The following is a 21,076-nucleotide window of genomic DNA, read 5'->3' as shown; positions in this document are numbered from 1 at the left end:
GTCGGCGCCCGCCACCGGGCCTTGGCGCTGCTGAATGACGTGGGTCAGCTCGTGCGCGAGGGTGTGGCGGTCCGCGCCGCCGTCACCGATCACAATGTGGCTGCCGGAGGTATAGGCGCGGGCGCCCATCTCGGCGGCTGAGGCTTTGGCGGCGCTATCGTTGTGGATGCGGACGTCGGAGAAGTCGGCTCCGAGCCGGATCTCCATGTCGGCGCGGGTGGTGCCGCTGAGAGGCTGGCCACCGCTACGCAGGACATCATGGACGGCGGAGCGCTGGACCTGGGGCTGCCCGGCCGCTTGGTGGCCGCAGCCCGCGCCGTGCTGATGCTGATCCTGGAGGTGCCCGGCCTGCCGGAGCATCTGGACGACGGTGGCATTGCCCGCAGTGCGTTGCAGTGCGAGGAGGCCCTGCGGCGACGTCGGTCCGAGCTGGCGTGTCGGGGCGTCGGCCGCGGATGTGCGGGCCGGTGCACGGCTATGCCCCGCGGCGGTCGGCTTGGCATTGTCCCGCTCGTGCATGGGGCCTCTTTCTACGCAGGTGCGTAATCTCCATAGATACGCGGTGTGTGGCGCGGGCGCCAGGGACATCAGGACGGGGCGGCCGAACAGGCAGACGTGCATCCGCGCCCCCGAGATCCACCCCGCGTCAAAGAGCATAAACACACCCGCCGCGCCGCGCCCAGGTCGTCATCAGCGGCACCGCGCATGGCTATTGATTCTTGAAGGTGCGTCATTGCGCTGGCAGTTCCGTCTGAGGTTGGAGTAGTCGACGCGGTGGCCGTCGGGGGCGCGGAAGCCGACCGTGCAGCCGCCGTGCCCGTGATCGCACAGGCACGTGCCCACCGTCTGCTCGACCGTCCAGCCCAAGGGCTATCCCGTAATCCTCGGCTGGCGCGCGACGACAGCTACGGCGCCTCGCTGCGTCGTCGGAGGCCTACTCCTCGTACGGTCGGTCCGCATTTCCGCCCTGCAGCGTCAGCCGCTCCCGCAGCACCGCCGCAGCCGCCTCCCCCGGCGCCTCCAGTCCGAACTGTTCGGCCGCGGCTCACGATGCGCCGGCTGCTGCGGAACACCGGCAGCGAGCCGATCACCCGCTACCTGATCCGGATCAGCGTCGACCGCTACCCCGGCGAGCCGGAACGATGGACAGCGACGTGGGCATTCCCCCTGGGCCAGGTCACCGCCCGCAACCTGCTCACCCACACCGCCGGCGTCCCCCTGCGGGCCCAGCTGAAGAACCTCTACGGCACCGGCCCGGCCGCCATCCGCGCCGGCGTCCTCCACGAGGCCCTGCACCGGCCGCCCGGCGAAGCCGTCGAGTACACCGACCGGGCCGCCCTCATCCTCGGCTACCTCGCCGAACACCTCTCCGGCCAACCCCTGGACCAGCTCGCCCGGACCCGAACCTGGGCACCGCTCGGCATGACCGACACCCGCTTCGGGCCGCTGCCCGCCGACCTCGCTACCCGAAGCGCCCCCACCGAACTCGACCAGGACACCGGCGCCCACCTCAAGGGCACCGCCCACGACTTCTCCGCCCGCCTCCTGGGCGGGGTGTGCGGCATCGCCGGCGTCTTCTCCGTCCTGGACGACCTCGCCGTCTTCCTGCGCTACCTCCTCGACCCCACAACCGCCGCCCGCCGGCCGGGCTTCGGCCCCGAGTGGACCGAGGAGTCCCTGACCGTGCAGACCGGCTCCATGGAACCGGTCCGCGGCCTGTTCTGGCACCCGGCACCCGGCACCGACCCCACCGAGCGGACCTGGGTGCACTACGGCTTCACCGGCACCGGCATGTGGATCTCCCCCAAGCTGGGGACCTGGGCCGTGCTGCTGACCAACAAGTTGTACTTCACCCGCGACCGCGAACCGCTCACCGGCATCCGCAACAGCTTCCGCCAACTCGCCATCGGCTGACAGCACACTCTGGGCGGCCGGCTCCGGGCCGCCCCGAACTGTCAGACCCCGGTGCCAGCACAACCGTCAGGTCCCCACCTGCGCGGACCTGACCAGGCATGGCTTACGGCGTGGTGTACGACAGCGGTTCTGGCTGGTCGGGAACGTGAGGAGAGCCGTACGGGTTGGGATGGTTGTGAAGCGATCCTTGGCCCGTACCGAAGGCGGCGGACCCAGCCATCAACTGGTCTTCACCGACCGGGTGATCGCGACCCTGGTGATCCCCTCGATACGCACCGCGGCGTCAGCGTCGCTCTCCGGAGGGAGGGCATCGCAGCCTGCCCACATGTCGGCGTCCGCAGCGTCATCGACCAGGAGCAGGTCGCCGAACAGGTCGTCGATGCTGTCCTCCAGTTCCTCTCCGGCCAGGTCGGAGCGCAGCACACGCAGTGCGTAGGCCAGCTCCTCCCAGTCCATCTCGGGCAGGTGGCAGGTGGGGGCCTGAGCGGGACGAGCCGGCGACATCTCCAGGCGGATCGCCCGAAGTTCGCCCTGAATCACCTCGAAGCTCATTGCTGACCGTCTTCCGCGCCGTCCATGTGGTGACGCCACCATTCCAGTACGTGCCACATGCCAATACAAAGAATTGATATGTCGCATGTACGTGATGTGGATCGCGTTCACACCTCAGCCACGAGCAGCACGAAGGCGTCTGGCGCTGGCCACCCCGGCCTCGATGGCGGCCGACCGGCCGGCAGGCGCCAGGCCATGGAATACCGGGAGCTGACGTAGTGCCTACTGAGCTACGCACCGCCCGGTGGGGCCCGAACGGTGAGAAACGGCCTCTTCCTCCTCCTGAGGAAGAGGTGTCAGCAGCGGGGACCGCATACCCCTACGCCCTGACCTGCATGAATACGCCTGAGTTCCAAAACGACCTGGTACGCAGGGTAGTACGTACGGTGGAACGCACGGCGGAACGCACCGTGGTCTCGACGGTGGTACCCACGGTGGTACCGGTCCAGGACCGCTCCGCGGTGAAGTGACAGAAAGTCACCCCTCGAGAGGCTCCGCCGCAGCCCCGAAAACGACCAGCGACTGCACGAAGACAATGAAGGCAATGAGGGCACCCGCGCAACGAGCAGACCCCTGGGGGCAGCCTCCGGGGGGGGCTGACGTTGTTCGAGATGCTGTTACGTCGTGAGCGCGCCGCGTCGGCGCATGTCCTCAATCGCGTGCCGCGTGACGCCGTACAGGTCGGCCAGGCGCTGCGGAAGCCCTCGCGCGACATCGGCTTCCTTGGTGGCGAGAGCCGCGGCATCCCGCTCCACCTCCGCCTCCCTCAGCGCCCGCTCGGCCGCCTTGACCTTCTCCTGGGCCTCCAGGAACGCCTTCACGGTGCCGTCTTTCAGGTCCGCTTCACTCAACGCCTGAGGGTTCGGCTGTCGCTTCGGTGTCTTCACCACGGGCAAGATGGTACATGCCACATACCACTATGATGAATACGTCCGGTTGGGCATAGCCTCGGCACAGTCACGTCCGGTACGGAGCATCCGAGGCGGCGCCGTGACGATGCCCCGCTTCGCGACCGGCCACGCTGAAACGCTCAAGCCGTTGTCCAGGGAGGCTTACCCGCAGGTCAATGGCGGGGGTAGGCAATTGGGTATCCGGTTACCCAACAGGCGAGGGTTGGCAGGCACCCGCAGGTGATCGCAGATTCCCGTACGCATTGAACGTGGCAGGTCCTCCTGCAGCAGGAGGACCTGCCACCGTCGTGCGCTGCTCCTTCGGCCAGCCGGCGTGGCCGGCTGGCCGGCGTCGGCCACGACATCAGATCGGCCGTCGGCCACCGGCCTCGGGTCACCGGCCATGAGTCTCCCTGGCAGAACAGCCCGCTGCCGCGATGGCCGAGAGGACCTCCGGCCATCAGGGCATACCGGCGATGGCGTCGACCTGCTCACCTTCACAAGCAACCACACGGCGCACACCGCACCCGGCACCGGTGTGGACAGCACCACTGCTGCTGGGGCGTCACAGTGGCCGATCGGTCGGCTTCGGTCATGGGATCGGACCGGCCATGGCTGACGACACACGCTGGAACATCGGCCACGGCGCCGAGAACAAGGTGCACGGGCGTACCGACGGTGGGGTAGACAACGCCTGACAAGGCTGGCCGGACCGAGCTCTGGCCGAGCGCAGCGGACGCCACGCAGCCCGGGCCTCCGCGTCGACGGCAGCGCGGTCTGCAGTCCGAACGGCACCGGCCAATTCGGCGGGCCGGCCAGAAGCCGCAACCGCCCGGGAAACGTTCCCCGTCCAACTGTGCAGCCACGGATCGCCCTGGTTTCACCAACCGCCCTCCAAAAAGCCCCGCAGGCGGATACCCGTGCCCGGCGGTGCGGATACCCCGCTGGATACCCCAATTGACCTGCTCTTTCCCCCCCTTTGGGGCAAGCAGTTTGGTAAGAGGTGCTGAGCAGAGTTCACGGCAGTCGATCCGAAAGGAGCCTGCCGTGGATGCCACACAGCCGACGTTGGTCACACGTCTGAATACCGAGTGGGAGTGGCTGTGCACCGACCGCGGCAGCGCAGACCGCGTGCGTTCTTGGATGCTCGGTGCCGGTGTGCTGGACGAGGACCAGGCCCCCGCTGATCTGGGTGAGCTGTGCACTCTTCTGAGGAAGGGCGCCAAGCACGACGAACCGGGATTCATCGACGCCTGGATGGGTGTCCTGCTGTGCCGGGTGAGTGCCGGCGACGGGCGGGATGCAGAACTGGCCGCCCGCGTGCTGGTCCAGGCGATGCTCCCGCTCGCCTGTCGCATGCTGCGCGGCTGTGTGCGCAGCGGCGAGGACATCGAGGACGTGGCGCAGGTGGTGATCGCCTCCCTGTGGGAGGTGGTGCGCACCTACCCGATTGCGCGGCGGCCCCGGAGGGTCGCGGCGGGCCTGCGGCTGGAGTTGTGGCACCGGGTTTCGCGTGAGCTCAAGCGGGAGCTGGCGCTCTCTGAGCATCTGGATGAGACGTGGGCGGCGGCGCTTCCGGGGGGCGTCGAGCCTGAGGACGCTGTCGAGTCGGTGCTGCTCGCGCAGGCCGCCGAGGATTCCGGCCTTCAGGCAGCAGCGAGTGCGGTGGAGGAGCTGGAGGGGGCCCGCGGCGAAATGGTCGCGCTCCTGGTGTGGGCGCTGAAGTGCGAGGTCCTCACGACGGAGGCGGCGTCCGGAATCTGCGACCACTACCGCGAGGGCGCGCCGCAGGATGCCGCGGCGGCGTCGGCGTGGGGGGTGAGCCCGGTGGCGCTGCGTCGGCGGCGGAGCCGTGCTGTGGCGCGACTGCGGCAGGCCGCGCCGCAGTGGGTCGAGGCGGCGTGAAGGCAGTCAGAGGTTTTCGGTCGCTGTGTCACATCAGGGCCGACCCCGCTCCCTTCTCTGTGTGTGCGGGGGGGGATTCCGCGCACCGACACAGCGGAGGGAGCCGACGTGAGCGAGGGGCTGGGACATGAAGGAGACGCGGTGGAGCTAAAGGCGGAGGAGTTGCGGCTGGTGGCGATTCGCCGACGGGCGACGCAGCTGGCGGTCGCGTTGGTGACGGAGCCGTTCTCGGCCGACACCCACGAGCAGCTGCGATCGTACGTGGAGCAGGACGCCGATGAAGCGCAGGTGCTCGTGCGGGAGGTGCTGGCGCTTCCGCCGGCGCGGCTGCGCGAGCGGATCGCCGAGCCGATCCGGTCCAAGACCGTGCACGGCGAGGTGACGGTGTGAAGGCGGCCTTCGTCCCTGCCGGCTACGGCAAGAGCCAGGCCCTGAAGGCGGCACTCAGGAAGCAGCTGGCGGACGGTCGGCGCATCTGGGTTCTGGACCCGACGGGTACCTGGGGACATCTGCTGCGGAAGGGGCCGCGGTCGTGAAGTGGCGCCGTAAGGATGAGCAGAACCCGCCAGTGGAGGAGTCCGCCCAGCCGGACACCGGGTGGGCCACCACGGCAATGTCGACGGGCGCGATGGCAAACTGGACGGCCGTGGTGCGGTGGAGCGCCTGGGGCCTGCTGCTGGCCGGTCCGCTGCTGGGCGGCTGGGCACTGGCCTCGGCTACGACGCCGGTGGCCGTGCCCACGCGGGCCGAGGCGCCGCAGGCGCAGCCGGCGTCGTCGGATGCGGTGGCACCGGCCGGTTTTGCCGAGGTGTACGTCGCCGCCTACGTGAAGGCCGGCGACAGTGACGCGGACGCGGAGGAGCTCGCGGCGTTCTACCCGGCGGCCCGTTCGATGTCGTGGTCGGCGCAGGGCGGGGCGGAGCGTGCGGAGTCGGCGTCGGCGGTGCAGGTGCGGCAGATCTCGTCCGGCTACTGGTCGGTGACGGTGGCCGCGCGGATCACCGACTCGGCGAAGGACTCCGACAGCGGCCGCGTCCGGTACTTCCAGGTCCCGGTCCGGGCCGCCGGCAGCCACGGAGCCTCGGATTGGACGGCCGCGGCGCTGCCTGCGGAAGTCGCGGCCCCGACCGGCTCGAAGGGTGCAGCACCTGAGCTGTCGTACGGCGCGTCGCACGCGCCGCTGGCTTCGGATCCGGCGGTGCAGACGGTCCGCGGCTTCTTGGCGGCGTACCTGACGGGCCGGGGCGAGCTGGACCGCTACCTCTCCCCCGGCACGACGCTGCACGCGGTGCGGCCTGCTCCGTACACGACGGTGATCGTCACGCAGATCGCCGACCACGGCCAGGGTCCTGCCGAAGGCGCTGAAGCCCAGACGCCGCCCGACGGTGTCCAGCGTCGGCTCCTGGCCGACGTCGAGGGCGAAGGCAAGCACACGAGCAGCCGGCCGATGACGTACGCGATCGAACTGCGCGCCCGCGACGGCCGGTGGGAAGTCGCCTCGCTCGAAGCCGCGCCCGCCCTCGCGACGCCCGGCACGAACTCGAACTCTCAGGAAGGACAGGGCTCATGAACGAGCTCATGCAGATGGCAGGAGCTATCTCCGACGCCAACAGCCTCGTCAGCCAGCTCAAGAACTTCTTCCTCGTGGGCGTGCTGGGGCTGATGTATGTCGTCTCGATCGCGCTTGTGTGGGGGCAGACCAAGAGCGTGCTGAAGGCCGGCGTCGCGGCCATCGGTGGTGCGGTGGTCCTGGCCGTCGTCGTCAACATGACCGTGCTGCGGGACAAGATCGGCGAGGATATCAAGAACCCCTCCGGCGGCACAGCGGCCCCGGCCGCGGTACGCGTCGTCGACCACATCGATCCGCTGGATGGCGGCCGGCGATGAGCACCACCGCTCAGCCCGAGCCGCTGATCGGCCGGTGCTTCACCAAGGCACGCCGGCACACCCTCGTGGTGGGGCGCTGGCCCGGCGGCGGCCGTATCTGGGGCGGCCCCTACACGGTCCCGCAGATCATCGTCGCCGCGGCGACCTTCGCAGCGGCCTTCCTCACCCGCGGATTGTGGGCGCACCACGGTCTGGTCGACGTCCTGCCGCTGATCGGCGTGCCTTACGCGCTGGCGCTGATCGTGGGGCGGATCCGTGTCGATGGCCGCAACCCCCTGTCTGTTGCCGCCAGCGTGCTCGGCCTGGCAGCGAGCGGCGGCTCGGGCCGGATGGACGGCCGTCCCGTGCGCCAGCGCCGAAGCGGCGCGCTGGTGGGCGTCTGCACCCTCACTTGGCAGCCGCCGAACGAATTCGGCCGCGCGGCCGCACCACTGGCAGAGGCCCTTTCCCTCGCCAAGCCGGGGCGCCCGACTCCCGCACCGACCGTCCCGGGGAACAAGCCGGCCGCCGACCGGCCCGCGGCCGACGCCCCGGCGGAGCGGGTGGTGTCCGGCATCGGCGCGCTGCTCGCGGCACGGGCCGCGAGCACAACGAACACGAACGAGCAGGGGCAGTAATGCGGATTCCCGTACGGCACGTCGCCGGAAACGTCATCTGGACCCGCCACGGAACCTGCTGGGCACTCTGGCGGATAGAGGGCAGCGGTCACGCGCAGTCCTCCCGCACCGTCAAGGAGCGCCGACTGCGCGCTCTGGAATCTCTGGTCAAGCAGCTGCACGGCGAGGCGATGCTGCTGTCACTGTGCCCGCAGGTCGACCCGGCCGAGGTCGTGCGCAAGATGACCGACGGCGTCGATCTGGCCGCGAGCGAGCGCTACGAGCAGCTGGCGACACGAGTGTGGGACCAGCTGGAGCGCCTGGAGCTGACCAGCCGCGCGGACTGGCTGGCCGTCCCACTCTCCGCCGGCACCAAGCGGCAGGCAGCTGGCATGGCGATCGATGCGGCCCGGGCGGAGATGGCCCTGCAGCTCGGCCTGTTGCCCGCGCCGGTCAGCGCCCGCGAGGAAGTGCGTCGGCTGCGACAAGCGCAGGATCTCGCAGCGACCTGGCCGGCGACCGTGGCGCTTCGGCCCGCGACCGAGGCCGAGATCCTGTGGATCTACGGACATAGCGCACGGCGCGGAGTGCTGGAGCCCCTGCTTGACCCGGAGCAGCCCACAGGGCGCGGCCGCGGCGCAGCGGCCCTGGGCCAGGTGGTCCTGGCCGAAGGTGCCCTTCCCACCGCCGAGGACGGCGACGATGCCGACGCGCATCGGGGCCGGTTCGGGCGGCGCTGGCTGCAGGTGAGCACCGAGTGGGGCGAGTCCTACCAGACGGTCCTGGCACTGTCGGAAATGCCCGAGCGGTTCGTCTTCCCGGGCAGTGAGTACCTCGCCGCCTTGGATGAGTTCGCCTTTCCCGTGGACTGGGCGATGCGGATCAAGGTCACGCCCGGTGATGTCGCCGAGGCCAAAGCCCTCCGGCAGGCACGCGAGTTGGCGGGCCAGGGCGGGGAGTACGAGGGTGAGACGGCCGGTGTTCCGTCGCGGGTGCTGGACGCCGCGGACGGGATGGACGAGTACCGCACCGCCATCACCAGCTCGAAGACCGAAGTTGAGGTCCAGGCGATGGGTGCACTGTGCGTCTGGGGCGCCACCCCGGCCGAGGTCGAGGCCCGCGCAGCCGACCTGCAAACGCACTTCGCGGGCGCCGACTACACCTTCACCCGCCCGCTCGGTGAACAGGAGAACCTCTGGTACGGGATGCTTCCGGGCGCCCGTGCCCCGAAGGTCATGACCTCCTACGCGCAGGTGCTCCTCGCGCGGGACTTCGCGATGGCCGGTGCATTCGCCGGCAGCGCGCTCGGCGACGCCAAGGGGCCGCTGTACGGGCTGCAGCTGGCCGGTGGCGGCACCCGGCCCGTGCTCACGGACTGGTCCCTGGGCCCGCGTAAGTCGGCGTCCGCGTCCGCGGCGTTCATCGGTGAGCTCGGCGGCGGCAAGAGCGTCGCGATGAAGTCCGCCGTTTACGACATCCTCGCCGCCGGCCGCAAGATGGGTCAGCCGGGCAGCCGCGGCCGAGCGGTCATCGTCGACCGCACCCCTCAGCAGGAATGGGTCCGCTACGCCAAGGCGTGCCCCGGCACCACCCAGGTCATCACCATCGACGACCAGGCCCAGGTCTCCCTCGATCCACTGCGTACCATCCGCGACCGCTCACAAGCACAGCGCCGCACGGAGTCATTCCTGACGCTGCTGCTGGGCATCGGCCCCATGAGCGACCAGGGCATCGCGCTGTCGGAGGCGATCGAGGCAACGCTGACCGGACCGGCGCCGTCCATGGCCGGGCTGGTCAGCGAACTGCAGGCACGCGGCAAGCGCGATGCGACCTCGAACGCGGTAGCGCGCAAGCTGGCGGCGGTGGCCCGCAAGGACCTGGCCCGCACCATCTTCGACCCCACGCTGCCGGTGGTGGACACCTCGGCCGCCGACGCGATTGTCTTCGCCACCGCCAACCTTGCCCTGCCCAAGGAGCACGAGTTGGCGGCCGACCGGCTCCCGACGCTGGAGTTCGAAAAGGTCTTCGGCCGGGCGGCGCTGTACCTCATCGCGGCGCTGTGCAGGGAAGTCTGCTTCGCCAATCCCCACGAGTTCTGCGTGGCAGTGTGGGACGAGTGCTGGTGGCTGACCTCCTCCCCCGAGGGCATGGCCCTGCTCCTGGAGCTGGTCCGCGACGGCCGCAAGCACAACGCCGGCTGCCTGGTCGGGTCCCACGACGGCGAGGACATCGGCCCGGAGGCGTCAGCCACCGGGCAGGTCATCCGCGGGCTCTTTCCCAGGAAGTTCTTGTTCCGCCAGACTGACGTCGCCCTCGCCAAGCGCGGACTCGCCTTCCTCGACCTCGACCCGACCGACGAGGACCTGGTCGAGCTGGTCACCACTGGTCTGTCCCCCATGGACGTAGCCGACGAAGTCCGGGCGCAGCGGGCCGGTGAGTGCCTGCACCGCGACCTCTACGGGCGGATCGGTGGGATGCAGGTCGTCATCCCGGCCGACCCCGAAGCGGCTGCCGCCATTCATTCCGACCCGGCGCTCGCGGCATGAGGTGGCTGCGCCTGGCCGGGCGGACGGCGTGCATAGGGCAGCGGGGTGCGTGGCGGCTGGTGCTGGTGCTGTGCGCCGCGGTGGTTCTCACCACGGGGCTGGCAGCGCATGCGGCCGCGGCCCTCGAGCCCAGGCCTTCCGTATCGACCAGCGCGCAGCCTTCCCCCTCCGGCTCCAAGACGCCCGGATCGGCGGATCAGAAGCTGGCGCCGGACGGGCGTACGGGCGTGGCCTACGAAGACACCGCGCAGGGCAAGGCGGCCGCGAAGAAGGCGCAGCGGGAGGCCAAGGAGTCGCTGCGCAAGAAGCTGCACCGGATGGGCGTCGGCAAGGACGACCTGCTGGACAGCTTCCACGTCACCGATGAGCACGGCATCCCCGTCAGCGCGTTCAAGGTGGACTCCGAGAGTGGTGAGTGGTCCGACTGGGACCTGAAGGTCGAGGAGTGGCTGACCAGCCTGCTGTTCATGTGCACCAAGTGGCTGGTGGCCTTCGCCTGCTGGCTGCTGACCTGGGCCCTCGGTTTCAAGCTGGCCTCGCTGCTCCTCAAGCCGGCCCTCGCGGTATCGGACTCCCTCTACAACAGCGTTCTGCTCCAGCTTGGCCTGCCTGGCCTGTTCCTCGCCTTCAGTGGCACCGTCGCGGCGTGGCACTTCTTCTTCGGTGACCGCTCCCGCGGCTGGGGCGAACTCACCGCGTCCCTGCTGGTCTCCGCGCTCGCGGTCACCAGCCTCGCCTCACCGCCCCAGAGCCTTCTCGGCCCCGACGGCGCGGTGGGCAAGGCACGTGACCTGGGAGTCGCCGTGGCCGCCATCGTCATGGGCGACGAAGACCCCACCGGACGTTCGGCTGACGCCGTTACCGGCATCACGACACCGATCACTGACGAACTCGTCAACGCGTTCGTGGTGCAGCCCTCACAGGTGCTCACCTACGGCCAGACGTTCACCGACGACACCAAGGACAAGTGCGCGTCGCAGTTCACGTCCTCCCGCATCGCGACAGCGTTCGTCAACCAGCAGATCGCCAAGCAGGCCAAAGCCATCAAGGACATGCCGGGCGCCGGGGACATCCTCTTGCCCGGGATCGGCGGCAAAATCGAGGACGTCGTCAAGGACAAAGCAACTCAGTGGGGCATGGACACCTTCGGGACCAAGCCCGATGCCAAGTTCGAGAAGGCCTGCGTCAGCGGCAACGCCAAGGAGGCGAAGAGGGCCTCCGTGGACAAGCTCGCCGGGGCCTTCTTCATGCTCCTGGCGGCGCTGTTGGTCTGCGTGCTGATCATCGGGCTCGCCGGCGGCTACCTGGCTGCCCAGGTGTGGCTCGCCGTCGAGGCAATGCTGCTGCGCTGCGCGCTGATAGCCGGCACCCTGCCGGGCCCCGGCCGGGCCTGGCTGTGGTCGCGCGGCGCCGCGATCGCCCGCGGCCTGGCCCTGCTTGTCGGCCTCGTGGTGGGGCTCGGCGTTTTCGTCGTCGCGGTCACCGCCGTCGTCAGTGCCGCACCGAAGGACATTCCGGGTGGCATCGTCGTCCGCTTCGTCACCGTCGACATCCTGTGCGTGGGCGCGCTCATCTTCCGCAAGCGCCTGATCCGTAAGTCGCACCAGATGGCCGCCCGGCTCAAGACCCGCGTCGGCGCCTCCAAACTCGGCGGCGCGGCCGCCCCGTCCGACCTCGGCTCCGGTGGCGGTGGCGGGCGGCGCGGCACCTTAGGCAAGATCGGCGGGGCCGCGCTGATGCTCGGCATGATGGCTGCTACTGGCGGCACCGCTGGTGCGGTCGGCAGTGGCCTGGGCCGGGCGGGCAGTGCCCGTGCGCTTACCGGGCGTCTGGCCAAGGGCGCGGAGAGACTCGCGCGGGGCGCCGAGCGGACGGTGCATGCTGGAGCCCGAACCGGCATGCGGGCAGGTCGCGTCGGGTTGAAAAGCACAGTGGGGCTGCCTGTTTACGGGCCGCGGGCTGCACGTCGCACGGCGGCCGCCATGCAGGCCGTACCCGGCCAGGTCACCACTGCGGCTACCCAGCTCAAAGACCGCCTCGATGCCGCGCGGAGTGCGTATGAGCCGCAGGTGCGGGACTTCGCCGACGAGTACTGGCGCGGCATCGGCGGCCGCTGGATCAGCAACCGCGTCCGTGCCCGCCGCGGCCTGCCGCCGCTGCCCTCCCGCCCCGCGGGCCGATCGGCTCGCCGGACCACCGGTCCCCTCTCCCCTGCGGCACGTCGTGCGCCGGGCCGGCCGCCCAACCCGTCGCCCAACCCGTCGCCCGCGGCGTCGCCGCGGCGTAGCCGTCGGCCGCAGATGGTGCCGCAGCGGCCGTTGGCCCCGCCGGTGTCCAGTCAGCAGGCGAGTCTGCAGCAGCGTCTCCACCGCATCCGCACGCGCGCCGCCGCTGCCCATCAGCCCGTCACTTCACCCGCACCGCCGCGCCGCCCGTCCCTGCCGTCTCGGCCCACACGGCCCGGGAGGCGTTCGTGAAGAAGCCCGCCATTGCTACCGGCGTCGGCCTCGGCACAGCAGCGTTCGCGCTGATCGGCGTGTTGGTGCTGTTCATCGCCGCTGTCGCCAACGGCGCCGCCGGCCACCAGGAGGAGCAGGGCGCAGCTGGGTCGCAGATCTCGGTGCAGGGCGGCCAGGTCGGCGACATCCCCTCGAAGATGCTGGCGCTCTACCGGCAGGCGGCGCCGGCGGCCTGCCGCGGGCTGGACTGGTCGGTGCTCGCCGCCATCGGCAAGGTCGAGACCGACCACGCCCGCCACCCCACCATGCGCTCGTACGCGGGGGCGGTCGGGCCGATGCAGTTCCTGCCGTCCACGTTCGAGGGGTACGCGTACCCGGTCCCGCCCGGCGGTGCCAACCCGCCGACGCCCTGGGACGCGACCGACGCGGTGTATGCCGCGGCGCGGATGCTGTGTGCCAACGGCGCCAAGGCCGGCACAAGCAAGGGGGTGTACAAGGCGATCTACTCCTATAACCACGCCGACTGGTACGTGGAAAAGGTCCTCGCCCAGGCCAAGTCCTACGCGGCCGCGCAGCCCAGTGGGCCCGACTCGAACGCTCCCGTTGGCTCCAACGCGATCGTGCAGGCCGCGTACTCCCAGTTCGGTGTCCCCTATGTATGGGGCGGCGGCACCATCAACGGGAAGTCCGGCGGAGGCTTCGACTGCTCCGGGCTGACGTCGTACGCCGTCTATCAAGGCACCGGCCACAAGGTGAAGTTGCCGCGCACCTCACAGGAGCAGCGCCACGTCGGGGTGTCCGTCCCGCGCGACGAAATGCAGCCGGGCGACCTCATCGTCTTCAACAAGCACAATTGGGGCCACGTGGGGATCTACGCCGGCGGAAACCGCATGATCGACGCACCCAAACCCGGCAAATCAGTCGAGGTCATCAGTCTGGCCGGGTACTGGGAGAACTACGCGTGGGACATCCGACGCGTCGGATGAGAACCTTTTAGGGTCTCATCTTTCTTTTCGCTTTCTCATAGATTCTTCGCCTACTCTGCGCGGGCCGAAAAATCGGTGAGATAGCTGCGTTGAGAACCGCAGTCAGGGCGGAGCCGGTTTCGGGGGGCTTCCCGTCGGTACGCGATTCGGCGTCACGGCTCGGGCAGCCTGTCCCACCAATGTCCCACAGGTGCCGGTGTTTGGCGTCCCTCCACTGTTGGGGGCGGTTTGCAGGTTTTTCCGTCGTTTCGTACCGGCCGGGGAGGAGATGGTCGCGGCATGGGTAAGTCGTCGAATGTTGCGGTCGCTGACCGGCTTTCTTCGGTACGGCCGGGTGAGGTGGTGGTGCAGTACCGCGGTGGCGACGGTCGGTTCGTCGACACGTCGTTAGACCGGTTGCCGGTCGATGACGTGCTGGCGGGGATGACGGTACGCGAGGTGCGCTGGTTCGCGGGGCGGGCAAGTTACTCGGGCTGGTACTGCTCGTCGACGGCGGGTGGGCATGTGGTCTACGAGAGCCGTCTGGAGCTGGCCCGGATTCTGCTGGCCGATCAGGATCCGGACGTGGTCGCGATCGCGGCACAGCCGATGCTGCTGGAGTGGTACGACGGCAAGCGGATGCGGTGGCATGTGCCTGATCTGCTGCTGGGTGGCGCGGACGGCTCGGTGACGGTCGTGGATGTGAAGGCCGCATCTCGGCTCGAAAATCCTGCGGTGGGCGCACAGTTCGGTTGGACGCGCTGGTTGTGCGAGGTGCGGGGCTAGGGGTTCGAGGTCTGGTCGGGGACAGATGCGGTGCTGCTGGAGAACGTGCGGTTCCTGGCCGGCTACCGACGGCCAGGAACTGATCTCGCCGGAACTGGTGCCGCTGGTGATGGAGGCTGCGATCGCGCCGGTCAGCATGCTGGATCTGGAGCGGACGCTGTCGCCGGCCCATCATGGTGAGCTGGTGCGGGCGGCGGTGTTGCATCTGCTGTGATGCGCGCGGCTGGCGGCGGACCTGTCGCGTCCGCTGGACGGCGGCACCCTGGTGCGGGCGGGGCGTCCGGGTGACGCCGCGCACGCTCACGGTTCGTGTCGGGGCCTCGTTGCTGCTGGACGGGGATGCGGTCCGGGTGGTCGAGTTCGACGGCCGCTCGGTGGTGGTGCATGTCCTGGCGGACGGTTCCTACCGCAGCGTCGCGCTGGCCGAGTTCGCCGTCCGGGCCCGCGCTCTGGGCGAGGCCGAGTCGGATGATGGTGATCCGGCCTTGGTGCTGGCGGGGTTGTCGGCGCCGAGCGCAAGCAGGTGGCGGCCCGCGCGGGGCATGTCCGGGAGGTGCTGACCGGGTTCACCAGCGGGTACGCGGGGGCCGCGGAGCCGGGTGAGCCGCGTCCGGAGTTGGCTGACGGGCTGTCCTTGAAGGACAAGTACGCCGCGAAAGCCTCGGAGTTGTCGGTGACGGCCCGGTCGGTGGAGGGCCGGGTGGCGGCCTACTGCGAAGGCGGCGAGGCCGCGTTGGTGGACAACCGGCGGCGCCGGGGCCGCGGAAGGCTGGTGGATCCGCGCTGGGACGCCGCGGTGCTCGCGGAGCTGAGCCGGGGGACGAACGCGGTGTCGGGGTCGGCGAAGGGACGCCGGTCGATCGCGGACCGTCCGGCGGGGACCTACGGGCGACTGCGGGCGGTGCGACCGGGTGAGTATCTGATCCTGGACACCCAGGACCTGGACGTCTTCGCCATGGAGCCGGTGACCTGCCGGTGGGTGAAGGCCCAGCTGTTGGGAGGACCCAAGCGTGAGCTGCGCGCAGAAGGACGCGTTCCTCACCGAGGTCAAGCGCCTGCGCGGCGCTACGCACCGCGTCGTCCTGTACTGCAACCAGTCCTATTGGCTCACCCGGGACACCACCAGCAACGTCGGCGACGCCCTGTGGATCGCGGACTACGTCACCGCGGGCGCCCCGCGGATCAAGGCCGCGTGGACCTTCCACCAGTACACCGACCGGCCCCTCGACACGAACCTCGGCCAGTTCGCCGACCGGGCTGCGCTGCGCAAGTGGGCGGGATCGTCCGCCCCGGCCAGCAAGCCCAAGCCGAAGCCGGCGTACGCGCCGTTCCCGGGCGTGAGCCTCTTCAAGACCGGCCGGCACTCCGCGCTGATCACCGCCATGGGCCGCCGCCTGATCGCCGAGGGGTGCTCGGCCTACAAGGTCGGGCCGGGCCCGGGCTGGAGCGACGCGGACCGCGCGAGCTACGCGAAGTGGCAGAAGAAGCTCGGCTACACGGGCCGCGACGCCGACGGCATCCCCGGCGCGAAGTCCTGGGCCGCGCTGAAGGTCCCGCGCGCCTGATGCCCCCTCCGCTGTCGTCCCCACCTTCATGAAATGAGGAACTGACCATGACCAACGCCGCCAAGCACACCGCCCGCACGATCGTGCAGACCGCCCTCGGTATCACCGTGATGCTGGCCGCCATCGTCGACGCCTCCGGCATTCCGGCCTCGCTGCCGTGGGTCGCCGGACCGCTCGCCGTCGCCGGCGGCCTCGCCCGCGTGATGGCCCTGCCCGGCGTCCAGGCCCTCATGCCCGGATGGCTGCGCACCATGCCGCCAGCCCGGCCCGAGGACGGGGCCGGTAGCGCGTGACCGATCCCGACGCGTCCGCTGTCGCCCTCGAACTGGAACGGCTTCGCGGGACCGTCGAGGCTGCGTTCACCCTCGTCGACGGCGCCCTCGCCCTACTCGTACAGCGATCCGACCAGACCGACAGACAACTCGCTGACCTCGACACCCGCCTCGACGCAGTCGAGCGCGGACGATGCCCCTGCCTAGTCTCGCCGCCCTGGTCAGCCTCGCCGCGCTCGCCCTCTGGCAGGCCACCGCCGCCCACTGAACACCACGCCCCCGCCCCGGCTCTACGCCGAGGCGGGGCGCATTCTGCTATTTCCCCAGTGCTTCAGACGTCCGACGACAGGTCGAACTCGCCGTCGCGCACACCTAGGGTGAAGGCTTGCCACTCAGCAGCGGTGTACCTCAGGACCGTTCCGCGTGGATCCGCGGGATTGCGCATCGCGACGGCACCGCCGGGTAGCTTGGCAACCTCCAGGCGATCGGCCATGTCACTCCCCGGCGCGCTAAGCCACGTCACCCCGGTTAGATCCAGCGCGTACAGCTCCGCTTTCTCATGGGCGTATGTCATCAGGAGGTCAGGGTGTCCTTGTCGACGGCTCCCAGGAAGGCGGACCACGCTTGACGGGAGACACGTGCAGCGGGGATGTCCACGTTCTTAGAGTCACGCACGGCGATGCCAGCGTCACCAGGGATGCCAGCGACCTCGACGCAGTTGCCGTTGCCGGCCGTGTAGGAGCTCTTGCGCCACACGGCGCCGACAAGGTCGACCGCGTACAGGCCGGCCAGCTCGTTCATCTCAAACCAACTCTTTCTCGATACGTTCGACCAGCTCGGCGCTATCTTCCTCCGACAGCGCAGCGGCTGACAAGCTTTGGAACAGGCGGCTCATGCGTCGTAGTGCGAGCGGATCGTCACGGAAGTTCGTCGTGTTGTCGGCGGACTCGGTGAAAGCCACGTCGGTAGCACTATCTTGCCCGATACCGAAGAGCGTGAACGCTCCCGTGCTGGCCGCTTTCTCCCCTGCTTCGAAGGGGAGGACACGGAACGTCACGTTGTCGTTGTCGGTGGCGACCTGTCGCAGATGCCGAAGCTGTCCGCGCATGACCTCGGTGCCGCCGACGCGCAGGTGTAGGGCTGCTTCGGTTACCACAGCCTCAAGAACTATGGGGTCACCCTCGCGTAGCCGCTCCTGCCGCCGCATCCGGACCTCAACGAGGCTTTCAACCTGGTCGGGGCCGAGTGCTGTGAAGCTGACGCCAGTAACGGCGTGCGCGTAGTCGGCTGTCTGCAACAGGCCAGGAATCAGAAGCGGCTGGTACTCACAGCAGCGCGACGCCTCGGCCTCGTATGCCAGGAACTCAGCGTAGTTGGCTGAGATCACGTCGGCGTATGCCTGCCACCACGGCGGGATGCGTTGCATGGCCCGCGTCATCAGGTCCGTGAGTTCCGCGCGCTTCTCGTCGTCAACCTCGTACAGCTCCATCAATCCTGCGAAGTCCTTGCGGGTGCACATGCGTTTGGCGAGTTCGATGCGGCTCACCTTGGAGTTGTGACAGTTGAGGTGTGCACCGACCTCCTCAGTCGTGAGCCCTGCTCGGTCACGCAGTATTCGCAGCTCAGCTCCGAGTTTCCGTCTTGCGGTGAGCGGACTCCCGCTGCTGACAACAGCCATGCGCCCTCCCTCTCCTCCGTCATCTTGTTCCGTCGAGCGTAGCGCGGCATCCCCACCAAGCCACGCGCCTGTTTGGCAATCTGCCAAACAGGCGCTTGACGGAGTGATGTAGCGGCCCGCAACATGGCACGAGCTGTTGAGCGTGTCCGCCAACTACGCGTCGACGCAGGGTCGTTGCAGCCGCACGCTCGCGATGCTGGAGGTGCAAGCGATGAGCGATACGACATCCCCCCCGGTAACCCCGATCGATAGGCGCAGCGTCAACGAGGCCCCAAACAGCCGCCTCCCCACGGACCTCGCCAGCATTCAGCGCACGATCGACGAGGCGCGGGGGCTGCGTACCGTGCCCCTGACCATGGCCGCGCTCGCCAACCTCGAAAGGCAGCTCTGCGGGCACATCGCTCTGCTCCTTCCGTGCCTCCGTGCCGCGGCCGAGCGCCTGCGCCCCCACAGCACCGCCGGGTACCTGCTCCGCAGCCGCATCGAGGCGATTGAGCAACAGGCCAAACAAGGTCTCGGTGAAGGCACGTTGGCCGCGCACGTCCAGGTCACGCAACTCGCCCGCGACTGCCAATGGCTGCTGGAGCAGCACCGCGCCGCGGAACCCCGGTGAGACCATGACGACCACGACCGCCCGCGTGCTCACCATCCTCGGCAGCGAAGTCCGCATCGGCGACATCATCGACGTTGGCGGTAACCCGCACCGCGTCGTCGACGTGCGCGCGATCCTCGTCGGAGGCCGCCGCCGGTTCCAGTTCGCCGATGGCAACGCGTACGTCCTCGGCGGCGGGGCGCGGGTCAAGATCACGCGCACGCTCGCCCCCGCGCGCGGCCGGCTGAATGCGCCGCAGCGCCGCCCCCGGCCCCACGCGGGTGACCGCGCATGCTGAGTCTCGCCACACCAGCCACTAGGCGCACCACAACGAAGCCTGCTCTCGCCTTCCGCTGCGAGACGACCGCCACAGCCCTCGGCAGAGGCGCCCGCTCGGTCATCCTCGCCACCTACCGGGCCGGCACACCACGCCTCGCCGCGCGCTGGCTGTGGAGCCAGGCCGAGCACCTCGCCGACCTACTCGACCCCACCCCGGCCGCCCCTCAGATTCAAGATGCGCCCCTGCTCCTGGTCGCGGCCGCCGCCCCGCACCCTGCCGGCGACCTCCGCGCATGGGCCCGCGACGCCACCGAGTACGAGCGATCACTACGCGCCCTCGCCGCCGGCGACGCCTTCCTGCTCAGCGTCATCGACTACGACGCGCGGTACTCCATCACGGCATACCCCCTGCCGGCAGACCGCCGCTCACCACAGACCCCTGCCCCCGCCGGGTGCCAATCTCCCTCCCCGGCGGGGGCAGGGCGCCACCGGCGCGCCGCCCCGTGACCCCCGCCCCCGCCGTACGACCGCAGCCCACTGGCAAAACCGCATCACCTCGGCATGTCGCAGTCCTGCCCGCCAACGAGGGGAAGACAGATGACCTACCCGGTATCACCGAACACCGTGCTCGCCAACGCGTTATCGCACGCTGAAGACGTACTCACACCCCAAATCCTCACCACCGTGCCCGATCGAATCGTGTTCGTGGTGGGTACGCAGATCAACGGAACACCCCACGTCGGTACGTCTCTGGTGCAGTCCCTCACGTTCGCCACCGCAGCCCGACTCCGTGACCGCTTCGGGCTGCCCGTCGAGGTGCTGTTCAGCGCCCTCGACAACGCGCCGTACGCCGTCGTCACCGACCACAAGACGGGCCACCACTACCAGCGCACTTACGCGCACGCCCTCGGCGAGCAGGGCATCGCTGACCAGATCGACAACCTGTACCGCCCCCTGTTCACCGCGCTGTCTGAGCGGCTGCACGTGCCGTACACCGTCGAGACCTACAGCCAGCAGCAGGCCGCCGAGCGCTTCCGCCGTACGTGGCTACGCGTCCTACCGCGCATGGACGCCGCCCGTTGGTGGCTCGCGCCCTCATCGGGCGTGGCGCACCTCCGCGTTCCCTGCCCGCAGTCCGGCTGCGGATGGGCGGAGAAGTACGCCGAACGCACCGTAGTTCAAAGCCACAGCGCGGACCGCGCGACCGTTACGGCCGTCTGCCTCCATCACGGCGAGTACGAGGTCACCATCGAGCCGACCAACGGCGGATACTTGGACCTCGCCACGCTCTACCGGAATCTCGTCAAAGAACTCGCCGCAGCCGGCACGCACGGCACTCTGTACGTAATGGTCAAAGGCGGCGACTGGGTATTCGGCTCTCAGCTGGTCGACAACGCACTACAGGCCGTCGGCCTTGCCGCGAGGCAGTTGCCGGCCCGCCTGTTCTGCCCTCAGATCGTCACGGACACGGGAGCGAAACTGTCCAAGTCCCTCATTCGAGAGGGGCGCACACCCTTGCCGGACGGCGCCACCCCTTGGATGCTCGACACCCGAGACTGGCCCAGTTCGCTGCCCGAGTACATCGACGGCCTGCTCGGCATGGTTGAGGTCGTGCTGTCCGACCCCCGCCACTTCTTCCGCTCGTACTCGGCTGCCGAGATCGGCCGCATGATGACCGCACCACACGCTAGGAGCGTTCCCGCCCCATGACGGAAACCGCCGCTCGCCTCTACGAGCTGAACCTCTACCGCCGATACTTCGACCTCGTCGCCGCCGGCGAGAAGTCCATCGAGGTCCGGGTCAAGTACCCGCAACTCGCCGGCCTCGCCGCGGGCGACGTGATCCGCTTCCGGATCAAGGACACCAACGAGACGTGCGATGTCCGCGTGAAGCGGGTGGCGGAGTACCCGACCTTCGAGGCCCTGCTCGACGGTGAGGGGCCGAGCAGCATCAACCCAACATCGAGCCGCGAGCAGCAGCTCGCCAACATCCGGAATATCTACGGGCCCGAGAAAGAAGCGCTCGGCGCCCTCGCGATCAAGATCGAACTACTCGCCCCCTGACGGCCACGCCGCCCCGCTCCCCCGAGAGGCGGCGCGGTTCGCAACACACGCGACCCCGGCACCATGACCACAGATGCCGGGGTACCAGGTCGAGCCGGAAAGCCGGGTACTGCTTCACATCGATGTG

The 21,076-nt window shown here is 69.4% G+C and carries 23 protein-coding genes and 2 pseudogenes; 19 read left to right on the top strand and 6 right to left on the bottom strand.

What is annotated here, in order from left to right; genetic code table 11:
• On the bottom strand, positions 1-519 hold a 519-nt coding region (locus ACLJWH_RS38385), incomplete at its 3' end, for a DUF4157 domain-containing protein (protein WP_411146443.1).
• A 531-nt stretch (positions 520-1,050) separates the two neighbouring features.
• Here ACLJWH_RS38385 and ACLJWH_RS38380 point away from each other — a divergent pair.
• Positions 1,051-1,914 carry a serine hydrolase domain-containing protein gene (locus ACLJWH_RS38380; protein ID WP_411146442.1) on the top strand — a complete coding sequence of 288 codons (864 nt, stop codon included), beginning with the start codon at positions 1,051-1,053 and terminating at the stop codon, positions 1,912-1,914.
• Between the two features lie 219 nt (positions 1,915-2,133).
• Here ACLJWH_RS38380 and ACLJWH_RS38375 read toward each other — a convergent pair whose 3' ends face one another.
• On the bottom strand, positions 2,134-2,466 hold the full coding sequence (locus tag ACLJWH_RS38375) for a hypothetical protein (protein ID WP_411146441.1): 333 nt from the start codon (positions 2,464-2,466) through the stop codon (positions 2,134-2,136).
• Between the two features lie 617 nt (positions 2,467-3,083).
• Entirely contained in the window at positions 3,084-3,356 is a 273-nt protein-coding gene (locus tag ACLJWH_RS38370; protein ID WP_411146440.1) for a hypothetical protein, read from the bottom strand.
• Between the two features lie 1,047 nt (positions 3,357-4,403).
• Here ACLJWH_RS38370 and ACLJWH_RS38365 point away from each other — a divergent pair.
• The 13 genes and pseudogenes from ACLJWH_RS38365 to ACLJWH_RS38305 all read left to right on the top strand — a co-directional run bounded on the left by ACLJWH_RS38365 (position 4,404) and on the right by ACLJWH_RS38305 (position 16,605).
• The gene (locus ACLJWH_RS38365) at positions 4,404-5,261 is read left to right on the top strand and encodes an RNA polymerase sigma factor (protein WP_411146439.1); all 858 of its coding nucleotides are present in this window, start codon (positions 4,404-4,406) and stop codon (positions 5,259-5,261) included.
• 108 nt (positions 5,262-5,369) lie between these two features.
• Entirely contained in the window at positions 5,370-5,651 is a 282-nt protein-coding gene (locus tag ACLJWH_RS38360) for a hypothetical protein (protein ID WP_411146438.1), read from the top strand.
• 142 nt (positions 5,652-5,793) lie between these two features.
• Positions 5,794-6,831: a conjugal transfer protein gene (locus ACLJWH_RS38355; RefSeq protein ID WP_411146437.1), complete on the top strand. Its 1,038-nt coding sequence runs from the start codon at positions 5,794-5,796 to the stop codon at positions 6,829-6,831.
• The gene (locus ACLJWH_RS38350) at positions 6,828-7,148 is read left to right on the top strand and encodes a hypothetical protein (RefSeq protein ID WP_411146436.1); all 321 of its coding nucleotides are present in this window, start codon (positions 6,828-6,830) and stop codon (positions 7,146-7,148) included. The genes ACLJWH_RS38355 and ACLJWH_RS38350 overlap by 4 nt, the downstream gene beginning before the upstream one ends.
• Positions 7,145-7,765, top strand: coding sequence for a hypothetical protein (locus tag ACLJWH_RS38345; RefSeq protein ID WP_411146435.1), 621 nt, complete (start codon positions 7,145-7,147; stop codon positions 7,763-7,765). Before ACLJWH_RS38350 ends, ACLJWH_RS38345 begins: the two co-directional genes overlap by 4 nt.
• Positions 7,765-10,290, top strand: a complete 2,526-nt coding sequence (locus tag ACLJWH_RS38340) for an ATP-binding protein (RefSeq protein ID WP_411146434.1) — start codon at positions 7,765-7,767, stop codon at positions 10,288-10,290. The genes ACLJWH_RS38345 and ACLJWH_RS38340 overlap by 1 nt, the downstream gene beginning before the upstream one ends.
• Positions 10,291-10,349: 59 nt before the next feature.
• Positions 10,350-12,767, top strand: coding sequence for a hypothetical protein (locus tag ACLJWH_RS38335; protein WP_411146433.1), 2,418 nt, complete (start codon positions 10,350-10,352; stop codon positions 12,765-12,767).
• Positions 12,764-13,735 (top strand): NlpC/P60 family protein, encoded by a 972-nt coding sequence (locus ACLJWH_RS38330; protein WP_411146432.1) that lies wholly within the window; start codon positions 12,764-12,766, stop codon positions 13,733-13,735. Before ACLJWH_RS38335 ends, ACLJWH_RS38330 begins: the two co-directional genes overlap by 4 nt.
• Positions 13,736-14,014: 279 nt before the next feature.
• A complete protein-coding gene (locus tag ACLJWH_RS38325) occupies positions 14,015-14,500 on the top strand; it encodes a TnsA-like heteromeric transposase endonuclease subunit (protein ID WP_411146431.1) in 486 nt (161 codons plus the stop codon).
• A gap of 284 nt (positions 14,501-14,784) precedes the next feature.
• The gene (locus tag ACLJWH_RS38320; RefSeq protein WP_411146430.1) at positions 14,785-15,060 is read left to right on the top strand and encodes a hypothetical protein; all 276 of its coding nucleotides are present in this window, start codon (positions 14,785-14,787) and stop codon (positions 15,058-15,060) included.
• A 435-nt stretch (positions 15,061-15,495) separates the two neighbouring features.
• Positions 15,496-16,065: pseudogene (locus ACLJWH_RS38315) on the top strand (peptidoglycan-binding protein); the annotation flags it as partial.
• 47 nt (positions 16,066-16,112) lie between these two features.
• A complete protein-coding gene (locus tag ACLJWH_RS38310; RefSeq protein WP_411146429.1) occupies positions 16,113-16,358 on the top strand; it encodes a hypothetical protein in 246 nt (81 codons plus the stop codon).
• Positions 16,355-16,605: pseudogene (locus tag ACLJWH_RS38305) on the top strand (hypothetical protein). Before ACLJWH_RS38310 ends, ACLJWH_RS38305 begins: the two are co-directional and overlap by 4 nt.
• Before the next feature lie 63 nt (positions 16,606-16,668).
• Here the strand turns inward: ACLJWH_RS38305 and ACLJWH_RS38300 are convergent.
• The 3 genes from ACLJWH_RS38300 to ACLJWH_RS38290 are packed head-to-tail and all read right to left on the bottom strand — an operon-like array spanning position 16,669 to position 18,015.
• Positions 16,669-16,911, bottom strand: a complete 243-nt coding sequence (locus ACLJWH_RS38300) for a DUF397 domain-containing protein (RefSeq protein WP_411146428.1) — start codon at positions 16,909-16,911, stop codon at positions 16,669-16,671.
• Positions 16,911-17,138, bottom strand: a complete 228-nt coding sequence (locus tag ACLJWH_RS38295) for a DUF397 domain-containing protein (protein ID WP_411146427.1) — start codon at positions 17,136-17,138, stop codon at positions 16,911-16,913. The genes ACLJWH_RS38300 and ACLJWH_RS38295 overlap by 1 nt, the downstream gene beginning before the upstream one ends.
• A 1-nt stretch (position 17,139) precedes the next feature.
• The gene (locus ACLJWH_RS38290; RefSeq protein ID WP_411146426.1) at positions 17,140-18,015 is read right to left on the bottom strand and encodes a helix-turn-helix domain-containing protein; all 876 of its coding nucleotides are present in this window, start codon (positions 18,013-18,015) and stop codon (positions 17,140-17,142) included.
• A gap of 142 nt (positions 18,016-18,157) precedes the next feature.
• Between ACLJWH_RS38290 and ACLJWH_RS38285 the strand changes: the two genes are divergently transcribed.
• The 5 genes from ACLJWH_RS38285 to ACLJWH_RS38265 all read left to right on the top strand — a co-directional run bounded on the left by ACLJWH_RS38285 (position 18,158) and on the right by ACLJWH_RS38265 (position 20,949).
• The gene (locus tag ACLJWH_RS38285; RefSeq protein ID WP_411146425.1) at positions 18,158-18,628 is read left to right on the top strand and encodes a DUF6415 family natural product biosynthesis protein; all 471 of its coding nucleotides are present in this window, start codon (positions 18,158-18,160) and stop codon (positions 18,626-18,628) included.
• A 4-nt stretch (positions 18,629-18,632) separates the two neighbouring features.
• Positions 18,633-18,905 carry a hypothetical protein gene (locus ACLJWH_RS38280; protein ID WP_411146424.1) on the top strand — a complete coding sequence of 91 codons (273 nt, stop codon included), beginning with the start codon at positions 18,633-18,635 and terminating at the stop codon, positions 18,903-18,905.
• On the top strand, positions 18,899-19,393 hold the full coding sequence (locus ACLJWH_RS38275; RefSeq protein WP_411146423.1) for a hypothetical protein: 495 nt from the start codon (positions 18,899-18,901) through the stop codon (positions 19,391-19,393). Before ACLJWH_RS38280 ends, ACLJWH_RS38275 begins: the two co-directional genes overlap by 7 nt.
• 90 nt (positions 19,394-19,483) lie before the next feature.
• Complete coding sequence (locus ACLJWH_RS38270; protein WP_411146422.1) at positions 19,484-20,596, top strand: hypothetical protein; 1,113 nt, start codon at positions 19,484-19,486, stop codon at positions 20,594-20,596.
• Positions 20,593-20,949 (top strand): ASCH domain-containing protein, encoded by a 357-nt coding sequence (locus ACLJWH_RS38265; RefSeq protein WP_411146421.1) that lies wholly within the window; start codon positions 20,593-20,595, stop codon positions 20,947-20,949. The genes ACLJWH_RS38270 and ACLJWH_RS38265 overlap by 4 nt, the downstream gene beginning before the upstream one ends.
• Positions 20,950-21,076: the final 127 nt, after the last annotated feature.

This window comes from Streptomyces sp. x-80, from assembly GCF_046549095.1.
GTDB classification, from domain to species: domain Bacteria; phylum Actinomycetota; class Actinomycetes; order Streptomycetales; family Streptomycetaceae; genus Streptomyces; species Streptomyces celluloflavus.
The sequence above is the reverse complement of the archived record's forward strand: the minus strand, read 5'-3'. Positions and strand labels throughout refer to the sequence as shown.